Genomic DNA, 22668 nt, shown 5'->3' with positions numbered 1-22668 from the left:
CGGACAGTCGAGGTGACGGTTCCGGACAGCGGTCAGCTGAAGTCGAGCACCAGGCGCCCGCGCACCCCGCCGGCCTCGAGCCGGCGGTGCGCCTCGGCGGCCTCGCCGGCCGGGAGGACGTCGGCGACCCGCAGCGTGATCCGTCCGTCGGAGGCCAGGGCGCGCAGCTCCTCGAGCGCGTCGCGGCGACGGGCCGCGTCGCGGACCCAGACCGGGGTGACGCGCAGGCCGCGGGACCCGTCGCCCTCGTAGCCGCGCACGGTGGCCACGGCGCCGCCGTCGCGCACGGCGGGCAGCGCCTTCTCCCCGAGCAGGGCGCCGTCGGCCAGGCCGTCGACACCGTCGGGGACCTCGCGCAGCACGGCGTCGGCGAAACCGTCCCCGCGCTCGACGACCACGTCGGCGCCGAACCCGGCCACCAGGTCGCGGTCGGTCTCGGCGGCGTCGGCGACGACCCGCAGCCCGCGCACCTTCGCGAGCTGGACGACGTACCCGCCGAAGGCGCCGGCCGCGCCGGTGACCGCGAGCGTCTGCCCGGGCTCGAGGCCCAGCTGGTCGAGGGCCAGCCAGGCGGTGAGGCCGTTCATCGGGAGCGTGGAGGCGCTCGCGCCGGACGCGCCGTCCGGGACGGGGGCCACGGAATCGAAGGGCAGGACGAGGTCGGTGCGGTACGCGCCGTGCTGGCCCGACGGGACCACGATCCCCATCACGGGGTCGCCGATCGAGAGCCACTCGCCGTCGCGCTCGCCGACGGCGGTGCCGAGGTCGACCACCCGTCCCGCGACGTCCATCCCGGGCACGTCGGCGACGTCGGGGGCGCGGTCGCCCTCGGCGCGGGCGCCGTTGCGGACCAGGGTGTCGGTCGGGCTGACCGCGGCGTGCGTGACGGCGATGCGCACCTCGTCGGGGCCGAGCGGCTCCTGCTCGAGCTCGACCTCGCGCAGGGCCTCGGGACCGCCGTACTCGATGACTCCGATGGCTCTCATCGCCCCTGTCTACCGTCCGCCCACCCACCCCCCGGCCACCGGGGCCGCGACACCGGTACGGGTGTCGCCGCGGCCTCGTAGTCTGGGCAGGACATGCCGACGCACCCCGACCTCCGCCTCGCCAACGCCCATTTCGTCACCGACCGGCTGCTGGTGGGCGGCGACCTGCACCCGGACGCCGACATCGCGCTGGACCAGGCGCTGGAGCTGACCGAGGCCGGCGTCACCCACGTCCTCGACGCCCGGATCGAGTGGCGCGACGCCGAGACCTGGGCCCGGCTGCCGGCGGTGGACTACCGCTGGGACGGCATCGACGACCGCGGCCAGCGCGTGCCCGCGGCGTGGTTCGACCGGACGGCCTCCTGGGCGCTCGCCGCGCTCGAGCAGCCGGGCACCGTGGTGCTGACCCACTGCCACATGGGCGTCAACCGGGGACCGAGCGCCGGCTTCGCGGTGCTCCTGGGGCTCGGCTGGGACCCGCTGGAGGCGATGGACGCGATCCGTACGGCCCGGCCGGTGGCCTACGTCGCCTACGCCGAGGACGCCCTGCGCTGGCACCACGAGCGCTCCGGCACCGGCATGGTCGCCCGACGCGCCGAGCGCAAGCGGCTGCAGCGCTGGCGCCAGGAGCACGAGCTCGACCTGACCTCCGTCATCCGACAGGTCCGCGAGGGCTGAGGCACCGCCTCGCCGAGCGGCGCTCAGGCCGAGACCGGCAGCGCGTCCAGCGGCAGGGGCAGGACCTGGTCGTCGGTGGCCAGGTGGACGACGTCCGCGGGCACGCCGGCCGCGGCGAGGGCGGTGTGGAGCGCCGCGGCCCAGGCCAGGTCGTCGGGGCGGGCGCGACCGCGACCGGGCCGGGTGCGCAGCAGCGCCACCCGGCCGCCGGGCACGTGCTCGTCGACGAGGTCGCCGAGGAAGGCCGCCATCGACCGGGTCTCGCCGGGATCGGGGAGGTGGGCCAGGTCGGTGATCTCGGTCAGCACCGGGAGCGGCCGGCCGTCGGCGTCGAGGAGCATCGCCCACAGGCTGGTCTCGGCGAACCCCAGGGGTCGCATCAGCACCCGCCACAACCGCTCCAGGTCGGCCTGGGTGTTGACCGTGGGGCGGTAGGCGCCGACGTCGTCGAGGTCGCCGCTCAGGTCGGTCGGGGTGGTCAGGTCGGGGAGGTCGTCGTCCATGACAGCACGATCACGCCTCCGCGCGATCCGCGCGACCGGCTCTCCACAGGCCGCTGACCCTCCACAGGCGCGCCCGGGGGTCGGGGACGTCCGGACGGGTCAGGCGGGGAGGACGCCGGCGGCCCGCGCGGGCCCGGCGTACGCCTCCGCGAGCGTCGCCACGGTGTCGTGGGCGTTCAACCCGCTGGGGTTCGGCACCACCCACAGTGCCGCGTCGGCGAGCCGGCGCTCCTGCAGGCCGGTCCGCGCCCGCGGCTCGGCGAAGGCGGTCCGGTAGGCCGTCACCCCGGCGACCGCGACGACGCGGGGACGGACCCGGGCCACCAGCGCGACCAGCTGCTCGCCGCCGGCGCGCAGCTCCTCACGGGTCAGCTCGTCGGCCCTGGCGGTCGCCCGCGGCGCGAGGTTGGTGATGCCGATCCCGCGGCCGAGCAGGTGCGAGCGGTCCTCGGACGTCATCCCCGCGGCGGGGTCGACCCGCCGCTCGATGATCCCGGCGGTGAGCAGGGCGGGGTAGAACCGGTTGCCCGGGCGGGCGAAGTGCGTCTGCGTCGCCGCCGTCCAGAGACCGGGGTTGATGCCCACGAACAGCAGCCGCACGTCGTCGTCGACCAGGTCGGGCACGACGGTGTCGCGGAAGGTCTCGAGCTCGGCGGGGGTGAACGAGCGGCGGGCAGGCACGACGCCAGCCTGGCATCCACGACCGGACCCGGCGCGGGGCGGGCGGGAACCGACGGCTGCGGGCTAGCGTCTCAGCACCATGCGAGGACGACGACACGGAACGGCACCGGCCCTGGCCGCCCTGACCCTGCTGCTCGCCGGCTGCGGCGGCGGGGACGCCGACGACCCGTCGGACACGGCGGGGTCGCCGTACCCGGCACCCGCACCCAGCAGCATCCCGACGCCCGACCCCACCCCGACGCCCGACCGGACGCCGCGCGCACGGTTGCTCGACGTGGTGGCGCTGCCGGCCGCGGGCGGCACGGTCGAGACCACGCTGACGCCGGTGGTGCTGCCGGCCGACGCGACGGCGTACGTCGCGCGGTTCGACGACCCCGAGCGTGGCCGCCTGCGCACCGCGATCGACGACGTCACGGTGCCCAGGGGGCTCGAGCTCCAGGCCGGGGTGGTGTCGATCGGGTGCGACGAGCCCGCCGACGTGCTGCTGAACGGCGGCGGGGGCCTCGCCTGGTCGGCGCAGGCGGTCCCGCCGAAGGCGACGGTGCAGTGCCTGGTGCCGGTGACGTTCGTGGCCCTGGCCGCGGTGCCGTTCTAGCGGTAGGTGACCTCGAGCGCGTTGGCCACCGGTCGCTCGGCGCCGTCGGAGGGGGAGTTGACGACCCCGGTCGACCCGTCCTTGCGGCGCGCGACCATGGTCGTCGAGCCCCCGCCGTCGAGGTTGAGCGCCTTCTCGGCACCGAGCCGCTTCATCGCCCGGGCCAGCTCGACCATGGTCTGCCCGCGGCTGGAGTCCTGGCGGCCGTCGACGGCCAGGAGCAGCACGTCGCCGGTGTCCTGGTCGATGCCCACCGCCGTACGCGGGTGCATCTCGCCGTCGTCGGTGACCTGCACCCTGCCCCGGGCCAGCAGGACGGCGTCACCGGTGATGGCCATCGTCGTGCGGCCCTGGACCCCCGGCTGCACGGTCACGCGGGAGCCGACGGTGAGGGGGGCGAGGGCCGCGGCACCCGGTCCCCGGCCGACGAGCATCGTGCCGCGGACGCGTCCGCCGGTCGGCATGCTGGTGGAGCGTGACGTCACGCGGCCGTCGCGTACCTGCACGACGCGGAGGTCGGCGCGCTGGCCCTGCACGGCGTCGTACCCCGGCTGGGCGCCGAAGGTGCGCGTGTAGACGCCGAGCCCGCCGGGCATGACCCACGGGGCGTTGTAGTTGGTGACCCGGACGTCGGGGTGCTGGGTGATCGTCGTCCGCATCGGCAGCGTCCCGATCGCGGGGGACCCGTTGCCGCGCAGGTAGAACGTCTCGTTCCAGTACTGCACCCGCGCGTGGAGCAGGCCGCGGTCGAGGTCCAGCCCGGTGCCGAGCGGGGCGCCGGTCCGGCTGATGTCGAAGAAGTCGCCGTTGATGCCGGCGACGGCCTCGTCGACCGCCAGGATCCGCGAGAGCGGGGCGGTGGTGCGGACCTTCCCGCGCCGCGCGTAGTCCAGGCGTACGCCCGGCTGGTCGGGGTCGACCCGGACCAGGTGGTAGCGGACCCTGCCGCGGTAGTCGGTGCGCTCCCACGACCGGGCGGTGACGCCGGGTGCGACCTGCCACGAGCGGAGCTGCCGGCTGGTCACGCGGCCGCGGGCGGCCGGGGGGACGGTGGGTGCGATCTCGCCGACGACGCCGTCGGAGGAGTGCCGGTACTCCCCGGGCGCCGGGTCGGCGGGCGCTGCGGGTGAGGAGGCGGGCGTACGGCTCGGGGCGGGGTCGCCCGGGTCGGCGACCGCGCCGTGGGTGGTCAGCGGGAGCAGGGTGACGAGGCCGGCCGCGACGAGCGCGGCGGCGTAGCGGGGGGCGCGCACCGGGTCAGGGTAGGTGGGTCAGCGGCCCACGAGGGGAAGATGCACGACTCCGTCCTCGATCGTGACCAGGCCCGGGACCCGCCCGCCCATGCCGACGAAGGTGTCGCTGACGGGGCTGGAGAGCAGGTAGAGGGTCTGCCCGCGCGGCACGTCGACGGCCACCGACGGCAGGTCCACGCGGCGCCGCTGATCGGTCAGCGCGGTCGGCTCGTCGAGCGGGAGGACGTTGTTCTGCACGAGGGTCGCGTCGGCCGGGCTGGTGCCGACGGCCAGGCCGTAGAAGGCGCGGCTGCCCGGGGTCGGGGTGGTGACGTCGCCAGTGAGGTAGGGCGTGCCGGCCACGCGGACCGGTCCGGCCTGGACCGGGGTGAGGACCTGGGGACCGGCCACGGTGGGCGTACGGACGGTCCCGATCTCCACGGCGCGGTCGGCGGCCACCGTACGGACGGTGGTGCAGGTGCTGTCGCGGGTGGCGAGGTGGTAGCGGCCGTAGCCCCGCAGGCCGGTGTCGCGGCCCCGCAGCTGCTCGGCGAAGAACCGCAGCGACAGGGCGCGGAAGTCGCCGCCGGCGAGGCGGGCGCTGCAGGGGTCGGAGGTGACGTCGATGCCGCGGGGGAAGAGCGCCGGCAGGACGTGGCCGCCGTTGTAGCCCACGAAGATGCTGTCGCGGCGGGCGGCCGGGGTGATCGCCCGCTGCCAGTTGCGGAAGCCCTGCTCGAGCGGGAAGAGGGAGTCGGTGGTGCCCTGGCCGAGCAGGACCGGGATGTCGAGGCGACGCCCCTGCGCGACCTGGTAGCGCGGTCCGTTGTCCCGCATGAACGCCTCGATGTCGGTGCCGAGCGGGCCGTCGCCGTCGGGCCAGCTGCCGGTCACGGCGCCCTCGACGAGCGCCTGGTAGACCCCGACGGGCAGGGCGTCGGTCGGGACGGCCGCGGCGCCGAGCGCGGCGGCCCACTCGACGCGGACGACGTCCTCGGGGGCCAGGCTCTGGCCGAGGTCGTGCCAGGTGATCTCGGGGGCGAGCGCGTCGAAGACGGGCGTGCCGCGGGTGCGCAGCTCCTCGAAGGCGCCGACGAACTGGTAACCGCCGCCGTAGCTGCCGCCGATCGCACCGAGCCTCGGGTCACCGGGCGCGTCCTGCTGCACCCAGCGCAGGCCCGCGACCATGCGGACCAGCCGGCGGACGTCGACCCCCTCGTGGGCCGGGTCCATCACCTGGGCCTGGCCGCCGGACTCGCCGAACCCGCGCTGGTCGAACGACAGCACGCCGTACCCGCGCTTCAGGAAGTCGTTGAACGCCGACGCCTCGGTCTCCCGCGACCCGCCCCAGCCGTGGCTGTGCATGATCATCGGGACCGGGGCGGTGCGGTCCGCGCCGGCGGGACGGAAGAGCGTCCAGCAGATCTCGACCGGCTCGTCCGTGCCCGGGTCCGGCACGCTGGTCAGGCAGCCGTCGGTGGTCATCGCCTGCGCTGGGTGCAGCAGGACGCGCCCGGTGACCCGAGGCTCGGTGCGATCGGCGGCAGCTACGGCGGCGGTTACCAGTTCGTCGGCGCCTTCGAGGAGCTGCGCACCCGCGGCACGCCCGTCTTCGACGCGCTCGCCCCCGAGATCACCTGGCACGACCTCGGCCAGAGCCTGGCCCCCGAGGACGTCGTCCGCGTNTGGCGGTGGTGGCGGTGGCCGTGCTGGCGGTGGCGGTGGCCGGGAACGCGAGCGCTCCGGCGAGCAGCGCGGAGCCGAGCATCACGGGAAGGCGAGCGGTCATGAAAGGCACAACGGTCGACCGTGACCTCGGTCACGCACTTGTCCACAGATCCTGTCCTAGGACTGGGCCGGGGCCGAGTGAGCGGTCTAGCGTGACGAGCAGTCCGACCCGGCCCGGGGAGTTCCGAGGGATCTCGGAGGATGCGCATGGCACGACACAGGCTCGTCGGTACGGCGGGCGCCGTCGCCGCCCTGCTGCTCGGTGCTGCCGCGTGCGGGGGCGACCCGGAGCCGCGCTTCGCGCCGCCGACCGATCAGGCGTCGCCGAGCGCGTCGCCGACTGCGCCGCCATCCGAGTCAGCGGCGCCGGAGCGGCTGACCCGCGAAGAGACCGTGCGGGCGTGGGTCGACGCGCGGAACGCGGCGTTGCAGGACGGGGACACGAGCGCGATGTCGGCGCTGTCGACAGCTGATTGCAGGGGGTGCGAGAACTTCGAGTTGGGCATTGAGGACGTCTTCTCCGCTGGGGGCTCGTATGACACCCCCGGTTGGGAAGTGCGTGAAGTACTGCCCGTTGCTTCCGAGGTGATCGATGTACGAGTCGATTCGGCAGCCGGAACTACGGTCAACGAAGCCGGTAGCGACCCGGTGAGCTACCCGGCCTCGACTCGGGATCTTCGGTTCACTCTGACTGAGGCCGGAGGGCCTAGGCGCATCGCCAACATCGTGTTCCTAGCGTCATGAGAGCGTTTTCTCTGGTCTTCGTGATGGCATTCGCCCTCTTCGTAGCTCCGGCGACGGCAGACGATGGCTTAACCGCCACGAGTGTCGATGGACACGACGAGTTCCACTTCCAGAGTCAGCAGAGTTTCGGCAGCGATCCGGCTCCGAACACCTCCTCCGCCTCCGCCGCGCCCGCAGCACCAGCACCTGCGGCCGTACCCGCATCCGCACCAGGCGCGACCCCGACCGGCCCCACGTACCCGGCCGCCACGGCCCCCACCGAGGCGTTCCCGATGGCCCTGCCGTTCGAGTGCATGTCGGTGCCGACGTCCCTCGGTGCCAACCCGAGCGACCTCTGCGCACCGCCCGACCCGGCCGCCCCCGTACCCGTAGCGGCAGCGGCGCCGGGAGTGCCGGGAGTGCCGGGAGCGCCGGCCGCTCCAGCCCCTCCGCAGGTGACGTCCGGGCTCGTCGCCGAGGCGCTGCGACGGGTGCCGCTGCCGGCGGCCGTGATCGAGGTGCAGCCTCCGAACGGCCGCACGCTGGTCAACTTCGACACGAACTTCTTCACCGCGGCCGGCGACCTGGACCGCACGATCACGCTGCTCGGCCAGCAGGTCGACCTGCAGATCAGCGCGGCGTCGTACACCTGGGTCTTCGGTGACGGGCAGAGCCTGCAGACGACGAGCCCGGGGGCGGCGTACCCGCAGCTCGACGTGACCCACCGCTACCTCGGCGCCGGTGAGGTGGAGGTCCGCGTGGACGTCACCTACACGGCGCAGTTCAGCGTCGAGGGCGGCCCGTTCGCGCCGGTGCCCGGCAGCGTGACGGTCGCCGGTGGCCCGGAGCCGCTGCAGGTCGTGGAGGCCAGGCCCACCCTGGTGGGGTGACCGGTCGGGGTCGACCCGCCGCACCTGTCCGCAAGCGTCACCTCGAGGCGCCGCAAGCGTCATCTCGGCTGTCCGCGAGCGTCATCTCGGCGGTCAGCCGCAGGGGACGTCGGCGAGGGCGGCGAGCCCCTTCAGATCGCCGGGGCCGAAGCGGGGGCGGGGGGCGACGCCCTCGGCGTTCATCAGCTCGCCGGGGTCGTCGACGTGGTCGAGGCCGACGACGTGGCCGAGCTCGTGGAGGACGATCGCGACGGCCACGTCCTGCCGGCCGTCGTCGGAGAGGTCGGCGAAGAGGTCGCTGTCGAGCACCATCGCGCCGGTGCGGTAGCGGAAGCCGCGGGTGTCACCGGTCGCCACGGCGCCGCCGATCCCGGCGACGTCGCCGGCGAGGTCGGGCACCTCGTCCTCGTCGGCCCACCCGAGGAGGACCGGGTCGGGGGAGTAGCCGGTCGGGTCGCGGTCCTCGAAGTCGCGGTCGTCGGTCTCGCCGAGGGAGGTGATCGTCAGCCCGGAGGCGCGCTCCATCCGCGAGACGGCGTCCCCCAGGACCGTCGGCCAGTCGGGGGGCGCGCCGGCGGGGTTGACGACGTACTCGATCGGGCGGCAGCGGTCCCAGGCGACCGGCTCCTGGGTGACGGGGTCCTGCTGCAGGAAGGTGTAGGGCGTGCCGGGCGAGTCCGGGCGGGCCGTGCCCTCCAGGCCGACCAGGGCGCGCACGCGTGCCGCGGTGCCCGGGGCGAGGGCGAGGTAGGCCGCCAGGGCGACGGTGGTGACCACGACCGAGATCACCGTGAGCGTGCGCTGGCGCTGCGGGGGGAGCACGTCTCCATCATCGCCCAGCCACCCAACGGCCCCTAGGGTTTCGCGCATGACGCAGGCGGGGGCCGCAGGGCCGGTGACGAACACCTTCGTCGCCGGCGACAACCTGGAGGTCCTGCGCGCGCTGCCGCCGGCGTCGCTCGACCTGGTCTACGTCGACCCGCCCTACAACACCGGGCACGCGTTCAGCTACGCCGACGACCTCGGGGACCACGCCGCGTGGACGGGGTGGATGCGTCCCCGCCTGGAGGCGGCGCGGGAGGCGCTGCACCCGACCGGGGCGCTCTTCGTGAGCATCGACGACCGGGAGGTCGCCCACCTGCGGCTGCTGATGGACGAGGTGCTGGGGGAGGCGAACCTGCTGGCGCAGGTCGTGGTGAACCTGAACCCGAAGGGCCGCCAGCTGGGACGGGGCTTCGCGACCAGCCACGAGTACCTGCTGGCCTACGCCCGCGACGCCCGGCGGTGCGTGCTCGACGCGAGCACGCCGGACACCGTCGAGGCCGCCGACTTCCCGCAGCACCACGCCGACGGGCGCCGCTTCCGGCACCTGCCGCTGCGCAACACGAACAAGAAGTTCAACCCCCGCACCGCACGCACGCTGCACTTCCCGGTGTGGGGCGACCCCGCCTCGGGTCGCGTGGCCACGACGCCGTTCGACGGGGCGGTGGAGCTGCTGCCGGTCTTCGGCGACGGCACCCCGGCGGTCTGGCGGTGGAGCCGTCCACGGATGGACGAGCGCTCCGACGACCTGGTCTGCCGCGAGATCCGCGGCGTCCTCGGGACCCGCGTCGACGTCTTCCAGCGGGACTGGCTGCACGAGGGCCGCCGCAAGAAGCTGCGTACGGTCTGGCTCGCCGAGGAGGTCGGCTCCACCGACACCGCGGTCGCCGAGCTCAAGGAGCTCCTCGGGCCGGTCTTCGAGTCGCCCAAGCCGACCGGGCTGGTGCGACGGGTCCTCGACACCATGCCCGCCGACGCGCGGGTGCTGGACTTCTGCGCCGGCAGCGGCAGCACCGGCCACGCCGTCGCGCTGGCCAACGCGGCCGACGGGGGCACCCGTACGTGCCTCAGCGTGGACCAGGACGTCGCGACCCGGCCGGGGTCCAAGGCCTACGACGCGGGGTACGCCACGGTCGCCGACGTGACGCGGGCGCGCCTGGCGGCGGTGGCGGACGCCGTGGGCGGCGGGTACCACGAGAGGGCCTTTTCCACAGGTTTTTCAACCATCTGTGGATCACGCCCCGATCCGCGCTGACCTCAGGCGGCCCCGGGCACCCCGACCGCCTTCTCGAGCGCCGCGACCTCGTCCTCGAGGTGCACCAGCAGCCGCTGCAGGTGGGGGACGGTGCGCCGGCAGCCGGTGAGCCCGAAGGCCAGGTTGCCGTCGTAGGAGGTGCAGGTGATGTTGAGCGCCATGCCGTTGATCGGGATCGACAGCGGGTAGCTGCCGGTCAGCCGGGCGCCGTTCCAGTAGAGCGTGTCCCGCGGACCGGGCACGTTGCTGATGATCAGGTTGTACGGCGGGCGCACCACTCCCTGCAGCTTGAGCATCGGCGTGAGGATCGCGGGGGTCTGTCCGAGCGCGCTCATCGCCACGATCTGCGCGGGCGTCATCGAGGCCAGGGCGTCCTTGCCGTCCTGCATCGAGGCGTGGATGGTGGAGAGCCGGTCGCCGGCGTCGTCGAGGTCGGTGGCCAGCCGCACCATCACCGCACCGACCGCGTTGCCGCCGTCGCCGGACGCCAGGTGCGACTGCTTGGCCTTGAGCCCGACCGGGACCATCGCCACCAGGGAGCTGTCGGGGAGCTCCCCGAGGTCGTTCAGGTAGGTCCGCATCGCGCCGCTGCACATGGCCAGGACGACGTCGTTGAGCGTGGTGCCGGAGGCGTGCGCGACGGCCTTGAGCCGCTCGACCGGCCAGTCCTCCGCGGCGAAGCGGCGGGCGCCGGTGATCTCGGCGTTGAACATCGTGCGGGGGGCGTGCAGGGAGATCGACGACGTCTGGTCGAGCACGCCCTTGGTCAGCGTCCGCAGCAGCGCCGCCGGCATGCCGGCGGCCTCGGCGGAGATGCCGAGGGCGGAGCGGACCACCGAGACCGGGAGGTCGAGCAGCCCACGGCCGCCGTCCCCGTCGGACCCCTCGCCGTCGGACCCGTCGTCGGCGTCGTCCCGGGCCGCGGCGCGGCGGGCCTCGATCCTCGCCAGCGACGAGGCCGCCCACGCGGCCTCCATCCCGCGCTCGGCCGGGTCCTCGGAGAGCACGCCACCGATCAGGCGGACCGCCGAGATGCCGTCCATCAGGCTGTGGTGGACCTTCGTGTAGAGCGCCACGCGGCCGTCGTCGAGGCCCTCGATCACGTGCGCCTCCCACAGCGGCCGCTCCCGGGCCAGGCGGGTGCTGTGCAGCCGGCCGCACAGCTCGAGCAGCTCACGGATCCGGCCCGGCTGGGGCAGCGCGCTGTGGCGGACGTGGTGCTCGGGGTCGTACTGGTCGTCGGGCTCCCAGATCCACTGCCCGCCCAGCCGCTTCGAGCGGCGGGGGCGGCGCAGGAACAGCGGGTTGAGCTCGCTGACGTCGCGGGCGTCCTCGTAGAGGCGTCGTACGAAGTCGTCGCCGGCTCCCTCGGGCCGCTCGAACAGCTGCAGGGCGCCGACGTGCATCGGCATGTGGCGGTTCTCCGCGAACAGGAACGCGGACGCCGTCGGGTCGAGGGGGAGCACCACGAGACCACCTTTCGTCGTGTGGATCCTTGCCTGTGCGTGACCGGCGCCACAACCCCTCCCCTGTCGGTGGCGACTGGCAGCATCACCCGGGTGAGTCGACGCCCTTCCTTCCCGCTGTCCGTGCTGGTCCTCGTCGCGGGCCTGGCGGCGCCGCTGGTCCCCTCGGCGGCGGCGCCGGGCGCACCCGCCCCCGCCGGCCGTCAGACGGGCGCAGCGGGCGCGGTGTACGACGCGCGGCTCGGCGAGGCGGTCGGCGACCTCGTGGTGCGCCGGGAGCGTCGCGAGGGCTACGACCGGGACCTCTACACGCACTGGGTCGACGCCGACGGCGACGGGTGCGACACCCGCGACGAGGTGCTCCTCGCCGAGGCCGTCGAGGACCCGACGGTGGGGGACGGGTGCGCGCTGAGCGGCGGCCGGTGGCGGTCCCCGTACGACGGGGCGAGCTGGACCGAGACCGGCGACCTCGACATCGACCACCTCGTCCCGCTCGCCGAGTCGTGGGACTCCGGCGCCCGCCGGTGGAGCGACGCGAGGCGCGAGCGCTTCGCCAACGACCTCGGCGACCGCCGGGCGCTGGTCGCGGTGACCGACGAGGTCAACGCGAGCAAGGGCGACCAGGACGTCCGCGAGTGGCGGCCCGACCTGAGGCCGTGCCGCTACGTCCGCGACTGGGTCGCGGTGAAGCTGCGCTGGCGGCTGAGCGTCGACCGGAGGGAGGTCCGCGCCCTGCGGGGGCTGGCCGGCGACTGCGGGGACCCACGGGTACGCGTGACCCGCGCCCGCTGACGCCCCGACCCGGGCGTGGGGCGGTGAACTCCGCGTGACGGTCCGGTGCCGGCTCTTGCGGGTCGCCCGCGCCCCGCCCCAGGGTGCTGCCATGACATCTCGGGTCACCCGCTCACGCCTGCCCTCTCCCCGACGCTCCCTGCTCCGCACCGCGGCGACAGCGCTGCTGGCACCGCTGCTCGCCGGGTCGCTGGTCCTCCTCGGCCCGCCCGCGCAGGCCGAGGACTACTCCGCTCCCCTCAGCCAGGCCGTCACCGACCTCCCGGTCGCCACCGAGGTCCGCACCGGCTACGACCGCGGGCTGTTCCAGCACTGGGTCGATGCGGACGGCGACGGGTGCGACACCCGCCGCGAGGTCCTCGTGGCCGAGGCCGACGACCCGGTGACCGTCGGGTCCGGCTGCTCGTTGAGCGGCGGTCGCTGGTTCTCCTACTACGACCGCGTGTCGTGGACCGACCCCGCCGACCTCGACATCGACCACCTCGTCCCGCTGGCCGAGGCCTGGGACTCCGGGGCCCGCTCGTGGACGACGTCGGTGCGGCAGTCCTTCGCCAACGACCTCGGCGACGGCCGCTCGTTGGTCGCGGTGACGGACGACGTCAACCAGGCCAAGGGAGACCAGGACCCCACCACCTGGCAGCCGACCTACGACCGCTGCCGCTACGTCCGCGAGTGGGTGGCGGTGAAGCTGCGCTGGCGGTTGAGCGTCGACACGGCCGAGAAGCAGACCCTGCGCGACGTGGCCGGGGGCTGCAGCGACGTGACGGTGACCGTCACCCGCGCCCGCTGACCGACCTGCTTCTCATCTTCCCTCACGTCCCTCTCACCGACCCCTCATCCGGTCCCGGTCGAATCGTCCCTCCCGCACCGCGCGGGAGGGACGACGACGAGGGGGACGCCCGTGGGGATCTGGAGCCGGGTGGGTGCCGTGGTGGCGCTGCTGGTGCTGCCGCTCGCCCTGGCCGTCGGGAGCCAGGCGCTCGCCGACCGGCCGGGCGCGCCCGCGATGCCCGACCAGCCGGTCGAGCTCGTCGGGACCGACCCGACCGGCCAGCCGTCGGAGCAGCTGTCCGCCCCGGCTGACGACGGCGGCCCCCGGGTCGTGACGCCGTCGCCGTCGGTCCCGCTCGACGACGACGCGGACGACGACGCGGACGACGCGGACGACGACGAGACCGCCGGGGACGGCGATGACTGAGCGGCGCAGCAGACCCGAGCGACCCACGGCGGCCGGTCCCGACACCTCCGTGGTCCCGGGCCGGATCCGGATCGTGGCCTGGATCCTGCTGGCGACCACGCTCGGCCTGGTCGCCGTCGTCCTCACCCTGCGCAGCGCCGCCCTCGCCGAGGTGGAGCGCGACGCCAACGACGACGTCCTGCAGGAGGCCGACGAGTTCCGGACCTTCGCCGCCGAGGGGGTGGACCCGGAGACGGGGCAGCCCGTCGACGACGCACAGCGGCTGCTCGAGCTGCACCTGCGCCGGCAGTTCCCCGGCAGCGACGAGGTGCTGCTGGGCATCGACCCCCGGCGTACGGGGTCCGCCGCGCTGCTGGTCCAGGACGTCCCCGACCCGGTCGGGCTCGTCGAGGACCCCGAGGACACCCTCGAGCACGCGACGTCCGAGGAGGTGTCGGGCATCGACGAGGAGAACGGGGTGCCCTACCGCTGGGGCACCGTCCGCATCGGCGACCCCGCGGACCCCGACGGCGTGTTCCTGGTCGCGGTGAGCACCACCGAGGACCGAGCCGAGGTGGACCGTCAGATGCTGGTGGTCCTCGCGGTGTGCCTCGGCGGGCTGCTGGTCACCGCCGCGATCGCCTGGGTCGCCGCCGGCGCCATCCTGCGTCCGGTCCGCGACGTGCGGCGGGCCGCGTCCCGGGTCACCCGCGCCGAGCTCGGTGAGCGTATCCCGGTCACCGGCCGGGACGACGTCTCGGCCCTGGCCTCCACCTTCAACGGGATGCTCGACCGCCTCGAGCAGGCCTTCACCGCCCAGAGCAGGTTCGCCGCCTCCGCAGGGGAGCACCTGCGACCCGCGCTGGCGACGGTCCGCGAGCGCAGCGGTGGCGACCCGGAGGCCCTGGAGGCGGTGGCGCGGATGGAGACCATCCTCGACGACCTCGGCGTGCTCGCCGTCGCCGAGCAGGCTGGTTTCGTCGCCCCGCGCCCGGTGCGTCTTGGCTCCCTGGTCGACGACCTCCGCGAGCGCGTGCGCCGCGAGGTCGGTGCGACCCACGAGGTCGTCGCCACCCCGGTCGCCGACCCCGACCGGCTCGTGGTCGTCGACCCCGGGCGAGTGACGCAGGCGCTCGTACGCCTGGCCCGCAACGCGGCGCAGGAGTCGCCGGCCGGCACGACCGTGACCCTGGACGCCGCCGTGCGGACCGCCGACGCCTCAGCCGACCAGCTGGAGCTGGCGCTGCGCGACCAGGGCCCCGGGCTCACCCCGGCCCAGGCGCGCCGGGCGCTGGACCGGCCCTCGGTCGGCCCCGGCGAGACCACCCGCGACGGGCGGCCCGCCCCCGACGAGGACGACGACAGCACCGCCGGACCCGGCCTCGGCCTGGCCGTGGTCCGGGCGGTCGCCGACGCCCACGACGGCTCGCTGTGGCTGGAGACCGCGCCGGGGCAGGGTGCGACCTTCGGGCTCCGCCTGCCCGCCGACGGGCCCGTCGACGACGGTCCTGCGACCGGAGGCGCCTCGTGAGCGCCCCCGAGGACGACGTCCCCACGCCCGTACGCCTGGCGACCCGCCCGCCGGCCGCCGAGGCCCGGGCGTCCGCGCCCCAGGTCGTGACCGTCGCCGCCGTGCTCCGCTCCCGCACCCTGCGCCGGCTGCTCCTGGCCGTCGCCGGCCTGGTCCTGCTGGTCGGCCTGGTCGCCGCGGTCGGCGACCGCGACGCGGGACTGGGCCGGGACGGGAGCACCACCCTGGTGGTGTTCGTCCTCGCGGTGTGGCTGTGGGTCTTCACGGCCCTGGACGACACCTACGTCGCGCTCGGTGCCGCCGTGGTGCTGGTGCTGACCGGGGTGCTCAGCACGGATGCCTTCTTCGCCACGCTGGGCGACGAGACGGTGTGGCTGCTGCTGGGGGCGTTCGTCATCGCCGCCGGCGTGACCCGCTCCGGGCTCGCCGACCGTGCGGCGGCCTTCATGGTCGCCCCCGCCCGTACGCCGCGCCAGCTGGTGCACCTGACCACCGCCGCCCTGGTCGTGACCACCTTCGCGGTGCCCTCGACGTCGGGGCGCGCCGCGCTGGCGCTGCCGGTGTTCCTGGCCCTGGCCCGGGTCCTGCGCGACGTGCCCCGACTGGTCCGGGCGCTCGCGCTGCTCTTCCCGACCGTGATCCTGCTCAGCGCCGTCGGGTCCCTGCTCGGTGCCGGGGCGCACCTGGTGACCAGCCAGGTGCTGCTCACCGCGACCGGCGAGGGCTTCACCTTCGTCGACTGGCTGGTCCTCGGCCTCCCGCTGGCGGTCGTCTCCTCCCACGTCGCCGCCGAGGTCGTGCTGGTGCTGTTCACCGACCGCGCCACCCGGCGTACGCGGGTCTCGGTCGCCGTCACCGACTTCCAGCGCCCGGACGGGCCGCCGGTGACCGGACCCCTCAGCGTCGCCGAGTCGCGCGCCGCGCTGCTGGTGGCCACCGCGGTCGGGCTCTGGTGCACCGAGCCGCTGCACGGGGTGCACCCCGCGATCGTCGCCCTGCTCGGCGCGCTGGTCGCCACCTCGCCCCGCTTCGGCGCCGTCGGGCTCGGCGAGGCGCTGAGGTCGGCGCCGTGGTCGCTGCTGCTCTTCCTGGCCGCGACCCTGGCCCTCGGCTCCGCGCTGACGTCCTCGGGAGCCGCGCAGTGGCTGGCCGAGGGCACCCTGGGCAGCGTCGCCGGCGGCGGTGCCGGGATCGCGTTCCTGGTCGTGGTCGTCGTCGTGTCGACGCTGCTCCACCTCGTGGTGCAGTCCCGTTCGGCCCGGTCCTCGGTCCTGGTGCCGATCGTGGTCGCCCTGTCGCCGGCCGCCGGCATCGACCCGGCGGCGGCCGCGTTCGCCTCGACCGCGGCGGCCGGCTTCTGCCACACGCTCCCGGCGTCGGCCAAGCCGGTCGCGCTGTTCGCGAAGGTCGAGGAGGTCGGGACCTACTCCCCGCGCGACCTGCTGCGTCTCTCCGCCGTGCTCGGCCCCGTCTCCGTCGCCCTCGTCCTGCTCTTCTCCCTCGTCGTGTGGCCGCTGCTCGGGCTGCCGCTGCGCGGCTGAGCCACCCGTCCCGCCCCCACCACCCAGGAGCCACCATGTCCATGACCGTCCCCCACCGCGTGCTGATCGCCCCCTCGGGCTTCAAGGAGTCGCTGAGCGCCGAGGAGGTGGCCGAGGCCATCGCCGGCGGCATCCGCCGGGTGCTGCCCGGGGCGCACCTCGACGTCGTCCCGCTCGTCGACGGGGGTGAGGGCACCGCGGCCACCATGGCGGCCGCGACCGGCGGCCGCCTGGTGCCGGTCCAGGTGACGGGCCCGGTCGGCCGACCGGTCGAGAGCCACGTCGCGGTCCTCGGCGGTCCCGGCCCGGTGACGGCGGTGGTCGAGATGGCCGCGGCCGCCGGGCTGCGGCTGGTCCCGCGCGACCAGCGCGACCCGGGCGCGACGACGACCTACGGCGTCGGGGAGCTGGTCCGCGCCGCCCTGGACGCCGGTGCCGAGCGGATCCTCGTCGGGTGCGGCGACTCGGGCACCTGCGACGGCGGCGCCGGGGCGCTCCAGGCGCTGGGTGCCCGGGTCCTCGACGCCGAGGGCCACGCGGTCGAGCGGGGAGGCTCCGCGCTGCGGCACGCGACCCGTCTCGACCTCGACGGGCTGGACCCGCGCCTGGCCGGCGTCGAGGTGCGGGTGGCCTGCAACCCGCACAACGTGCTGCTCGGCCCCCGCGGCGTGGCCCGCGTCTTCGGGCCGCAGAAGGGGGCCACCGCGGCCCAGGTCGAGGAGCTCGAGGCCGGCCTGAACCGGTGGGCCGACCTGCTCGAGGAGCACGGCGGGCACGCCGACGCGGGGACGACCGACCTGCGCCTCGGGGCGGGCACCGGGGCGTCCGGCGGGCTCGGTGCGGGCCTCGCCGCCGGGCTGGGCGCCCGGCTGCTGCCGCGCTTCGAGGTGCTGCTCGACCACGTCGACCTCGACACGATGGTCCGCGCCGCCGACCTGGTCGTCACCGCGGAGGGCGCGGTGGACTTCCAGACCCCGCGCGGCAAGATCCCGGCCGAGGTGGCCCGCCGGGCCAAGCTGCACGGCCGGCCGGTGGTCGCCCTGGCCGGCAGCATCGGGGACGGCTCGCGCGACGTCCACGACGTGGGGATCGACGCCCTGGCCTCGATCCTGACGGTCCCGATGCCGCTCGAGGACGCCGTCGCCGACGGGGCTAACCTCCTGGCCGACGCGGCGGAACGGATGATGCGCCTGGTCCTGGTCGGCTGCGCGGTGGCGGCGGTCTGACGCCCAGCTCGCGCAGCTCCATCGCCGCGAGCGCGCTGATCGCCTCCGGGTCGCCGGCCCGCCAGCGGGCGGCGGCGTCCGGCACCCGGCGCACGACACGGCCCACGGGCTGGCGGGCCAGTGCCCGCAGCGCCAGCAGGTCCGGGTCGCCCTCGCGGGCCAGGTAGCGCGAGACCAGGCTCGCGGTCAGCACGAAACGCAGCCGCCCGGGGACGTACCAGGGTGCGACCAGCAGCACGAGCACCACCGCGGTGCCGACCCCGGCCCACCGGCCGGCGGTCTCGATCGACGCCGCGGTGTCGGCGCCCGCCTGCGCGAGGTCGGCCGAGGAGCCGGCCGCGCTGTCGAAGGGGGCCGCCACCTCGTCCCCGACCAGGGGGGTCCCGTCGAGGACGTCGCCGGCCTGCGTGAGGCCGCCGGCCAGGCTGGAGCCGGCGGAGTCGACGCGCGAGACCTGGTCGGCCACGGCCCCGGCGGCGTCCTGCACCTGCGCGCCCAGCCACACCGCCACCAGGACCCAGCAGAGGAGGAGACCGTCGAGGACGACCTGGCGGGTGCGACGGGGTCCGGAGGCGGCGTAGAGCTGCACGGGTTCTCCTTCGGGCGGTGACGGGGGACCCGCGGAACCCTCCTCCGCGCCTCCTCACCCCTTCGCGGACCGGCCGGGTGTCGTCCACAGCGGCGCCTGCGGGCACCTCCTCCACCGACGTCGTACGACGGCCGTCGCCGGGCCACCGGATCTCCCTAGCGTCCGGGGCAGACCGGACCGACCGGTCGCCACGACCCGCCCACCCGGGCCGGTCGACCCCCAGACCTGGAGGCCCCGTGCTCTCGTCCCCCGTCACCACCGCCCGTTCCCGCACCCGCGCCGTGGCGCTGCTCCTGGCCGGGCTCGTCCTGGTCGGCACCGGCGCCACCGCGGCCACCGGGGGACCGGCCGTGGCCGACTCCACCGGCGTCCTCGTCCCGACGACCAGCGCGTCCGGCCCGGTCACCGCGACCGGCCGGACCGTCCCGGCCCGCACCGCCCGGCAGCAGTGGACTCCGCCGGCCGACACGGTCGTCGGCGTCAGCGGCAGCGCCCTCGACGGGTTCACCATCTCCCGCTACGACGGCAGCACGCTGTCCCCGCCGACCGACTCCGAGGCGCGCGCCGAGTGCGGCGAGTACGACCGGCGCGTGGCCCGGGTGCGCTGCCGCGTCGAGGTCGCCACCTGGTATCGCGACCTCGGGGACCTCAAGCTCTCCCTGCGCTGGGCCCGGCAGCAGTAGCCGCAGCCCGGCACCGCGGGCGCCCCCGGTCGCGCCTCTGGCACGATCGGGGGCATGGAGCCCCCGCTCGACCGTGCGTGGCAGCGCGGGCGCACCTCGTTGCGGGCGCGTCGCGCGCGGCTGCGCAGCAAGCGGTTCCTGGTCGCGCAGTGCGCGCTGGCCGGGGGCGCGGCCTGGTTCATCTCCGCCGAGCTGCTCCAGCACCCCACCCCGTTCTTCGCCCCGATCGCCGCGGTCGTCGGGCTGGGGACCTCCTACGGCCAGCGGCTCCGGCGGGTCGCCGAGATCACCTTCGGCGTGGCGGTGGGCATCTTCCTGGCCGACCTGCTGGTGCTGGGGCTCGGCTCGGGCTGGTGGCAGATGTCGCTGGTCATCGGCCTGGCGATGTCGGCCGGGATCTGGCTCTCCGGCACCCAGCTGTTCGTGACCCAGTCCGCGGTGCAGTCGATCATCATCGTGGCGCTCGTCGCCGAGCCGGCGACGGCATTCACCCGGTGGCTCGACGCCCTGGTCGGTGGCGGGGTGGCCCTGCTCGCGGCGACCCTGGTGCCGGCCGCGGCGCTGCGGCGACCGCGGGAGAACGCGGCAGCGGTGGTCCGCAAGGTGGCGCGGCTGCTGCGGGCGGCCTCGGAGGTGATGCAGGACGGCGAGTCCGACGAGGCGCTGGAGCTGCTGGCCGACGCGCGCTCGACCGACCACCTCATCCGCGAGCTGCGCGACGCCGCCGACGAGGGGATGTCGATGGTGGCGGTGTCGCCGTTCCGACGACGGCACAAGCCGGGCGTCCGCCGGGTCGCCGAGCTCGTCGAGCCGCTCGACCGGTCCCTGCGCACCACCCGCGTGCTGGTGCGGCAGACCTCGGTCGCGGCCTACCACCGGCTGCCGGTGCCGGACAGCTACGCCCGGCTCACCGCGGACCTGGCCGACGCCGTCGAGCTGATCGCCGCCGAGCTCACCGAGAACCACCTCGCGGTCGCGGCGCGGGTGCCGCTGCTCCGGGTCGCGGAGGACAGCGGGTCCCTGGAGCGCAGCGACCTGCTGGTGGCCGACGCGATCCTGGCCCAGCTCCGGTCCCTGGTGGTCGACCTGCTGATGGTCACCGGGCTCGAGCAGCTCGAGGCCACCGACGCCATCCCGCCCCCGCGCGGCTCCTGAGCGGCACGAGCGGGTGAGCGTCCTGCACGTCGACCTCGACCAGTTCATCGCGGCCGTCGAGGTGCGGCGGCGCCCGGAGCTGGCCGGGCGGCCGGTCGTGGTCGGCGGGCGCGGGGACCCCACCGAGCGGGGCGTGGTCGCGACCGCGTCGTACGAGGCGCGGGCGCTCGGCGTGGGCTCCGGCACGCCGCTGCGGGTCGCGGCGCGCCGGTGCCCCGAGGCGGTCTTCCTGCCGGTCGACAAGCCGGCCTACGAGGCCGCGTCCGCCGAGGTGGTCGCGGTGCTGCGCGCGCAGACCTGGGACGGTGCCCCGCTCGTGGTGGAGGTGGTCGGCTGGGACGAGGACTTCCTGGCCCGCTCACCCCACGCCCCGGTGCTCGCCGAGCCCGAGGAGCCGCACGCCGTCGCCGAACGGGTCCGCGCCGCGGTGCACGCGGGCACCGGGCTGCGCTGCTCGGTCGGGATCGGGGAGAACAAGCTCCAGGCCAAGGTCGCCACCGACCTGGCCAAGCCGGACGGCGTCTTCCACCTCGACGACGACACGTGGTTCGCGGTCGTGGGGGAGCGGGAGGTGCGGGTGCTGCCCGGGGTGGGCAGCACGACCGCCCGCCGGCTGGCCGAGCTCGGCGTCCGCACGGTCGCCGACCTCGCCCGCACCGACCCCCACCTGCTCGCCGAGCGGCTGGGGGAGCGGACCGGTCCCTGGGTGCGATGCCGGGCCCGCGGCGTCGACACCAGCCCGGTCGACGACACGCCCTGGGTGCCACGCGCCCGCGGCCGCGAGGAGACGTTCCAGGTCGACCTGGAGGACGCCGCCGAGGTGGCGGCCGCCGTACGCCGCCTGGCCGCCCTGGCGCTGGAGGACGTCCGGGCCGAGGGCCGGCCGGTGGCCCGGGTCGTGCTGAAGGTCCGGCTGCGCCCCTTCACCACCCTGACCCGGAGCCGGACGCTGCCGGAGGCCTCCCACGACACGGGCGTCGTCGCCGACGCCGCCGTCGCGCTGCTGGACCGTCTCGACGCCGACGAGCGGGCCCGGCCGGTGCGGCTGCTCGGGGTGCGCCTGGAGATGGTGCCGCCCCCCGGCGGCTACGACACCTGACCTGACCTGACCCGCCTCAGCCGAGCCCGTCCCGCAGCTCGCGCACCACGGAGTCGACGACCGCGACCAGGTCCCCGTCGTGCGCGGCCGCGACGCGGCGCTGCCGCTGGTAGGAGGCCCCTCGCGCGACCAGGTCCTCCACCGAGGCCAGCTCGTCGACGCAGCCCAGCCGCGCCGCAGTCGGCGCCAGCCGGTCGAGCAGGTCGGCGAGGTCGTCGGTGACCAGGCGCTCGGTCGAGCGCTCGTCGACCACGATGATCGCGTCCAGGCCGTAGCGGGCGGCACGCCACTTGTTCTCCTGCACGTGCCACGGCGGCAGCACGGTGAGCCGCTCGCCGGCCGCGGCCCGCTGGTCGAGGTCGACCACGAGGCAGTGCATCAGCGCGACCAGGGCGCTCAGGTCGTCCACGCGGGACACGCCGTCGCAGACCCGGTTCTCCAGCGTCCCGAGGTGGGCGGCCGGCCGCACGTCCCACCGGATCTCGCCGAGCCCGTCGACGACGCCGGTGGTCAGCTGGTCGTCGACGAAGGACTCGAACTCCTCCCACCGCTGGAACTGGAAGGGCAGCCCGGCCGTCGGCAGCTGCTGGAACATCAGGGCGCGGTTGGAGGCGTACCCGGTGTCGGTGCCGGCCCAGATCGGGGAGGACGCCGAGAGCGCCTGCAGGTGCGGGTAGAAGGTCAGCAGGGCCGAGAGCACGGGCATCACCCGCTCCTGCGCGGGCAGCCCGACGTGGACGTGGACGCCCCAGATCAGCATCTGGCGGCCCCACCACTGGGTGCGGTTGATCAGCTCGGCGTAGCGGTGGCCCTCGGTCAGCTGCTGCTCCGTCCAGCGGGCGAACGGATGGGTGCCCCCGCCGTACAGGTCCAGGCCGAGCTCGTCGGCGACCGGGAGCAGCGCGCCGAGGGTCCCGCGGAGGTCGTCGACGGCCTCCGCCGTGGTGCGGCAGACGCCCGTGACGACCTCCACGGTGTTGCGGAGCAGCTCCTCGTGGACGCGCCCGGGGTCCGGGAGCACGGGGCGTGCGGCGGCGAACAGGTCGGCGGCGCGGTTGTCGAGGTCGCGCGTGTGCTTGTCGACCAGGGCCAGCTCCCACTCCACCCCGAGGGTCGGCTCGGGCGAGGCGTGGAAGTCGATGCGCACCCCGTCATCGGACCACAACGCACCGCGACGAGGCGAGGTGGCGGACATCACCGGCCCGCGCCGCGTCACGGTTTGGTCACGACCGTCAGGGTTGGGACCATCGAGGAGATGAGAGACGTCCGTTCTCGGGCGTCCGGCCACCAGGCCGCACGCCCCCGCACCCCTGCCC

Annotated in this window: 23 protein-coding genes; 14 read left to right on the top strand and 9 right to left on the bottom strand. The window is 75.3% G+C overall.

Annotated features, from left to right (window positions below):
* Window positions 1–32: 32 nt before the first annotated feature.
* A complete protein-coding gene (locus GV155_RS15495; protein WP_160009395.1) occupies window positions 33–986 on the bottom strand; it encodes an NADP-dependent oxidoreductase in 954 nt (317 codons plus the stop codon).
* A gap of 93 nt (window positions 987–1079) precedes the next feature.
* Between GV155_RS15495 and GV155_RS15490 the strand changes: the two genes are divergently transcribed.
* Entirely contained in the window at window positions 1080–1664 is a 585-nt protein-coding gene (locus GV155_RS15490; protein ID WP_160009393.1) for a protein-tyrosine phosphatase family protein, read from the top strand.
* Between the two features lie 23 nt (window positions 1665–1687).
* Here GV155_RS15490 and GV155_RS15485 read toward each other — a convergent pair whose 3' ends face one another.
* Together GV155_RS15485 and GV155_RS15480 are read right to left on the bottom strand one after the other, a co-directional pair.
* Window positions 1688–2167 carry a hypothetical protein gene (locus GV155_RS15485; RefSeq protein ID WP_160009391.1) on the bottom strand — a complete coding sequence of 160 codons (480 nt, stop codon included), beginning with the start codon at window positions 2165–2167 and terminating at the stop codon, window positions 1688–1690.
* 99 nt (window positions 2168–2266) lie between these two features.
* Complete coding sequence (locus GV155_RS15480; RefSeq protein ID WP_160009389.1) at window positions 2267–2848, bottom strand: mismatch-specific DNA-glycosylase; 582 nt, start codon at window positions 2846–2848, stop codon at window positions 2267–2269.
* Between the two features lie 79 nt (window positions 2849–2927).
* Between GV155_RS15480 and GV155_RS15475 the strand changes: the two genes are divergently transcribed.
* Window positions 2928–3443, top strand: coding sequence for a hypothetical protein (locus tag GV155_RS15475; RefSeq protein WP_160009387.1), 516 nt, complete (start codon window positions 2928–2930; stop codon window positions 3441–3443).
* Here GV155_RS15475 and GV155_RS20815 read toward each other — a convergent pair.
* Both GV155_RS20815 and GV155_RS15465 read right to left on the bottom strand, forming a co-directional pair.
* Complete coding sequence (locus GV155_RS20815; protein ID WP_160009385.1) at window positions 3440–4696, bottom strand: phosphodiester glycosidase family protein; 1257 nt, start codon at window positions 4694–4696, stop codon at window positions 3440–3442. The genes GV155_RS15475 and GV155_RS20815 overlap by 4 nt on opposite strands.
* 18 nt (window positions 4697–4714) lie before the next feature.
* Window positions 4715–6160, bottom strand: a complete 1446-nt coding sequence (locus tag GV155_RS15465; RefSeq protein WP_201300195.1) for an alpha/beta fold hydrolase — start codon at window positions 6158–6160, stop codon at window positions 4715–4717.
* A gap of 450 nt (window positions 6161–6610) precedes the next feature.
* On the opposite strand from GV155_RS15465, the gene GV155_RS15455 reads away from it, so the two are divergent.
* On the top strand, window positions 6611–7147 hold the full coding sequence (locus GV155_RS15455; protein WP_160009381.1) for a hypothetical protein: 537 nt from the start codon (window positions 6611–6613) through the stop codon (window positions 7145–7147).
* Between the two features lie 434 nt (window positions 7148–7581).
* Window positions 7582–8016 carry a PKD domain-containing protein gene (locus GV155_RS15450; protein WP_160009379.1) on the top strand — a complete coding sequence of 145 codons (435 nt, stop codon included), beginning with the start codon at window positions 7582–7584 and terminating at the stop codon, window positions 8014–8016.
* Window positions 8017–8109: 93 nt separating this feature from the next.
* On the opposite strand, the gene GV155_RS15445 is transcribed toward GV155_RS15450, so the two are convergent.
* Window positions 8110–8838: a matrixin family metalloprotease gene (locus GV155_RS15445; RefSeq protein ID WP_160009377.1), complete on the bottom strand. Its 729-nt coding sequence runs from the start codon at window positions 8836–8838 to the stop codon at window positions 8110–8112.
* 46 nt (window positions 8839–8884) lie between these two features.
* Here GV155_RS15445 and GV155_RS15440 point away from each other — a divergent pair, with 46 nt between their 5' ends.
* Window positions 8885–10093 carry a site-specific DNA-methyltransferase gene (locus tag GV155_RS15440; RefSeq protein WP_160009375.1) on the top strand — a complete coding sequence of 403 codons (1209 nt, stop codon included), beginning with the start codon at window positions 8885–8887 and terminating at the stop codon, window positions 10091–10093.
* Between the two features lie 2 nt (window positions 10094–10095).
* Here GV155_RS15440 and GV155_RS15435 read toward each other — a convergent pair whose 3' ends face one another.
* Window positions 10096–11562 carry a WS/DGAT/MGAT family O-acyltransferase gene (locus tag GV155_RS15435; protein WP_160009373.1) on the bottom strand — a complete coding sequence of 489 codons (1467 nt, stop codon included), beginning with the start codon at window positions 11560–11562 and terminating at the stop codon, window positions 10096–10098.
* Window positions 11563–11652: 90 nt separating this feature from the next.
* Here GV155_RS15435 and GV155_RS15430 point away from each other — a divergent pair, with 90 nt between their 5' ends.
* The 6 genes from GV155_RS15430 to GV155_RS15405 all read left to right on the top strand — a co-directional run bounded on the left by GV155_RS15430 (window position 11653) and on the right by GV155_RS15405 (window position 17826).
* Window positions 11653–12351 carry an HNH endonuclease family protein gene (locus GV155_RS15430; RefSeq protein ID WP_236554352.1) on the top strand — a complete coding sequence of 233 codons (699 nt, stop codon included), beginning with the start codon at window positions 11653–11655 and terminating at the stop codon, window positions 12349–12351.
* 91 nt (window positions 12352–12442) lie between these two features.
* Complete coding sequence (locus GV155_RS15425; RefSeq protein ID WP_160009371.1) at window positions 12443–13141, top strand: HNH endonuclease family protein; 699 nt, start codon at window positions 12443–12445, stop codon at window positions 13139–13141.
* 111 nt (window positions 13142–13252) lie between these two features.
* A complete protein-coding gene (locus GV155_RS15420) occupies window positions 13253–13549 on the top strand; it encodes a small secreted hydrophilic protein (RefSeq protein WP_160009369.1) in 297 nt (98 codons plus the stop codon).
* Window positions 13542–15059: a sensor histidine kinase gene (locus GV155_RS15415; RefSeq protein ID WP_160009367.1), complete on the top strand. Its 1518-nt coding sequence runs from the start codon at window positions 13542–13544 to the stop codon at window positions 15057–15059. Before GV155_RS15420 ends, GV155_RS15415 begins: the two co-directional genes overlap by 8 nt.
* Window positions 15056–16600: an SLC13 family permease gene (locus GV155_RS15410; RefSeq protein WP_201300193.1), complete on the top strand. Its 1545-nt coding sequence runs from the start codon at window positions 15056–15058 to the stop codon at window positions 16598–16600. The genes GV155_RS15415 and GV155_RS15410 overlap by 4 nt, the downstream gene beginning before the upstream one ends.
* 41 nt (window positions 16601–16641) lie before the next feature.
* Window positions 16642–17826, top strand: coding sequence for a glycerate kinase family protein (locus GV155_RS15405; protein WP_236554351.1), 1185 nt, complete (start codon window positions 16642–16644; stop codon window positions 17824–17826).
* Here GV155_RS15405 and GV155_RS15400 read toward each other — a convergent pair.
* Complete coding sequence (locus tag GV155_RS15400; protein ID WP_160009363.1) at window positions 17753–18415, bottom strand: hypothetical protein; 663 nt, start codon at window positions 18413–18415, stop codon at window positions 17753–17755. The genes GV155_RS15405 and GV155_RS15400 overlap by 74 nt on opposite strands.
* A gap of 236 nt (window positions 18416–18651) precedes the next feature.
* On the opposite strand from GV155_RS15400, the gene GV155_RS15395 reads away from it, so the two are divergent.
* The 3 genes from GV155_RS15395 to GV155_RS15385 are packed head-to-tail and all read left to right on the top strand — an operon-like array spanning window position 18652 to window position 21352.
* Window positions 18652–19098, top strand: a complete 447-nt coding sequence (locus GV155_RS15395) for a hypothetical protein (protein ID WP_201300192.1) — start codon at window positions 18652–18654, stop codon at window positions 19096–19098.
* A gap of 54 nt (window positions 19099–19152) precedes the next feature.
* Window positions 19153–20253 carry an FUSC family protein gene (locus GV155_RS15390; RefSeq protein WP_160009361.1) on the top strand — a complete coding sequence of 367 codons (1101 nt, stop codon included), beginning with the start codon at window positions 19153–19155 and terminating at the stop codon, window positions 20251–20253.
* Window positions 20254–20266: 13 nt separating this feature from the next.
* Window positions 20267–21352, top strand: a complete 1086-nt coding sequence (locus tag GV155_RS15385; RefSeq protein WP_160009359.1) for a DNA polymerase IV — start codon at window positions 20267–20269, stop codon at window positions 21350–21352.
* A 16-nt stretch (window positions 21353–21368) separates the two neighbouring features.
* On the opposite strand, the gene GV155_RS15380 is transcribed toward GV155_RS15385, so the two are convergent.
* A complete protein-coding gene (locus GV155_RS15380; protein ID WP_201300191.1) occupies window positions 21369–22499 on the bottom strand; it encodes a glutamate--cysteine ligase in 1131 nt (376 codons plus the stop codon).
* Window positions 22500–22668 lie beyond the last annotated feature (169 nt).

The sequence above is a fragment of the Nocardioides sp. AX2bis genome, assembly GCF_902506435.1.
GTDB lineage: Bacteria > Actinomycetota > Actinomycetes > Propionibacteriales > Nocardioidaceae > Nocardioides.
The sequence above is the reverse complement of the archived record's forward strand: the minus strand, read 5'-3'. Positions and strand labels throughout refer to the sequence as shown.

Coding starts and splice junctions, on each gene's coding strand:
- GV155_RS15495 (WP_160009395.1), bottom strand. CDS start 986: ATGAGAGCCATCGGAGTCATCGAGTACGGCGGTCCCGAGGCCCTGCGC.
- GV155_RS15490 (WP_160009393.1), top strand. CDS start 1,080: ATGCCGACGCACCCCGACCTCCGCCTCGCCAACGCCCATTTCGTCACC.
- GV155_RS15485 (WP_160009391.1), bottom strand. CDS start 2,167: ATGGACGACGACCTCCCCGACCTGACCACCCCGACCGACCTGAGCGGC.
- GV155_RS15475 (WP_160009387.1), top strand. CDS start 2,928: ATGCGAGGACGACGACACGGAACGGCACCGGCCCTGGCCGCCCTGACC.
- GV155_RS15465 (WP_201300195.1), bottom strand. CDS start 6,160: ATGACCACCGACGGCTGCCTGACCAGCGTGCCGGACCCGGGCACGGAC.
- GV155_RS15455 (WP_160009381.1), top strand. CDS start 6,611: ATGGCACGACACAGGCTCGTCGGTACGGCGGGCGCCGTCGCCGCCCTG.
- GV155_RS15440 (WP_160009375.1), top strand. CDS start 8,885: ATGACGCAGGCGGGGGCCGCAGGGCCGGTGACGAACACCTTCGTCGCC.
- GV155_RS15425 (WP_160009371.1), top strand. CDS start 12,443: ATGACATCTCGGGTCACCCGCTCACGCCTGCCCTCTCCCCGACGCTCC.
- GV155_RS15415 (WP_160009367.1), top strand. CDS start 13,542: ATGACTGAGCGGCGCAGCAGACCCGAGCGACCCACGGCGGCCGGTCCC.
- GV155_RS15405 (WP_236554351.1), top strand. CDS start 16,642: ATGACCGTCCCCCACCGCGTGCTGATCGCCCCCTCGGGCTTCAAGGAG.
- GV155_RS15390 (WP_160009361.1), top strand. CDS start 19,153: ATGGAGCCCCCGCTCGACCGTGCGTGGCAGCGCGGGCGCACCTCGTTG.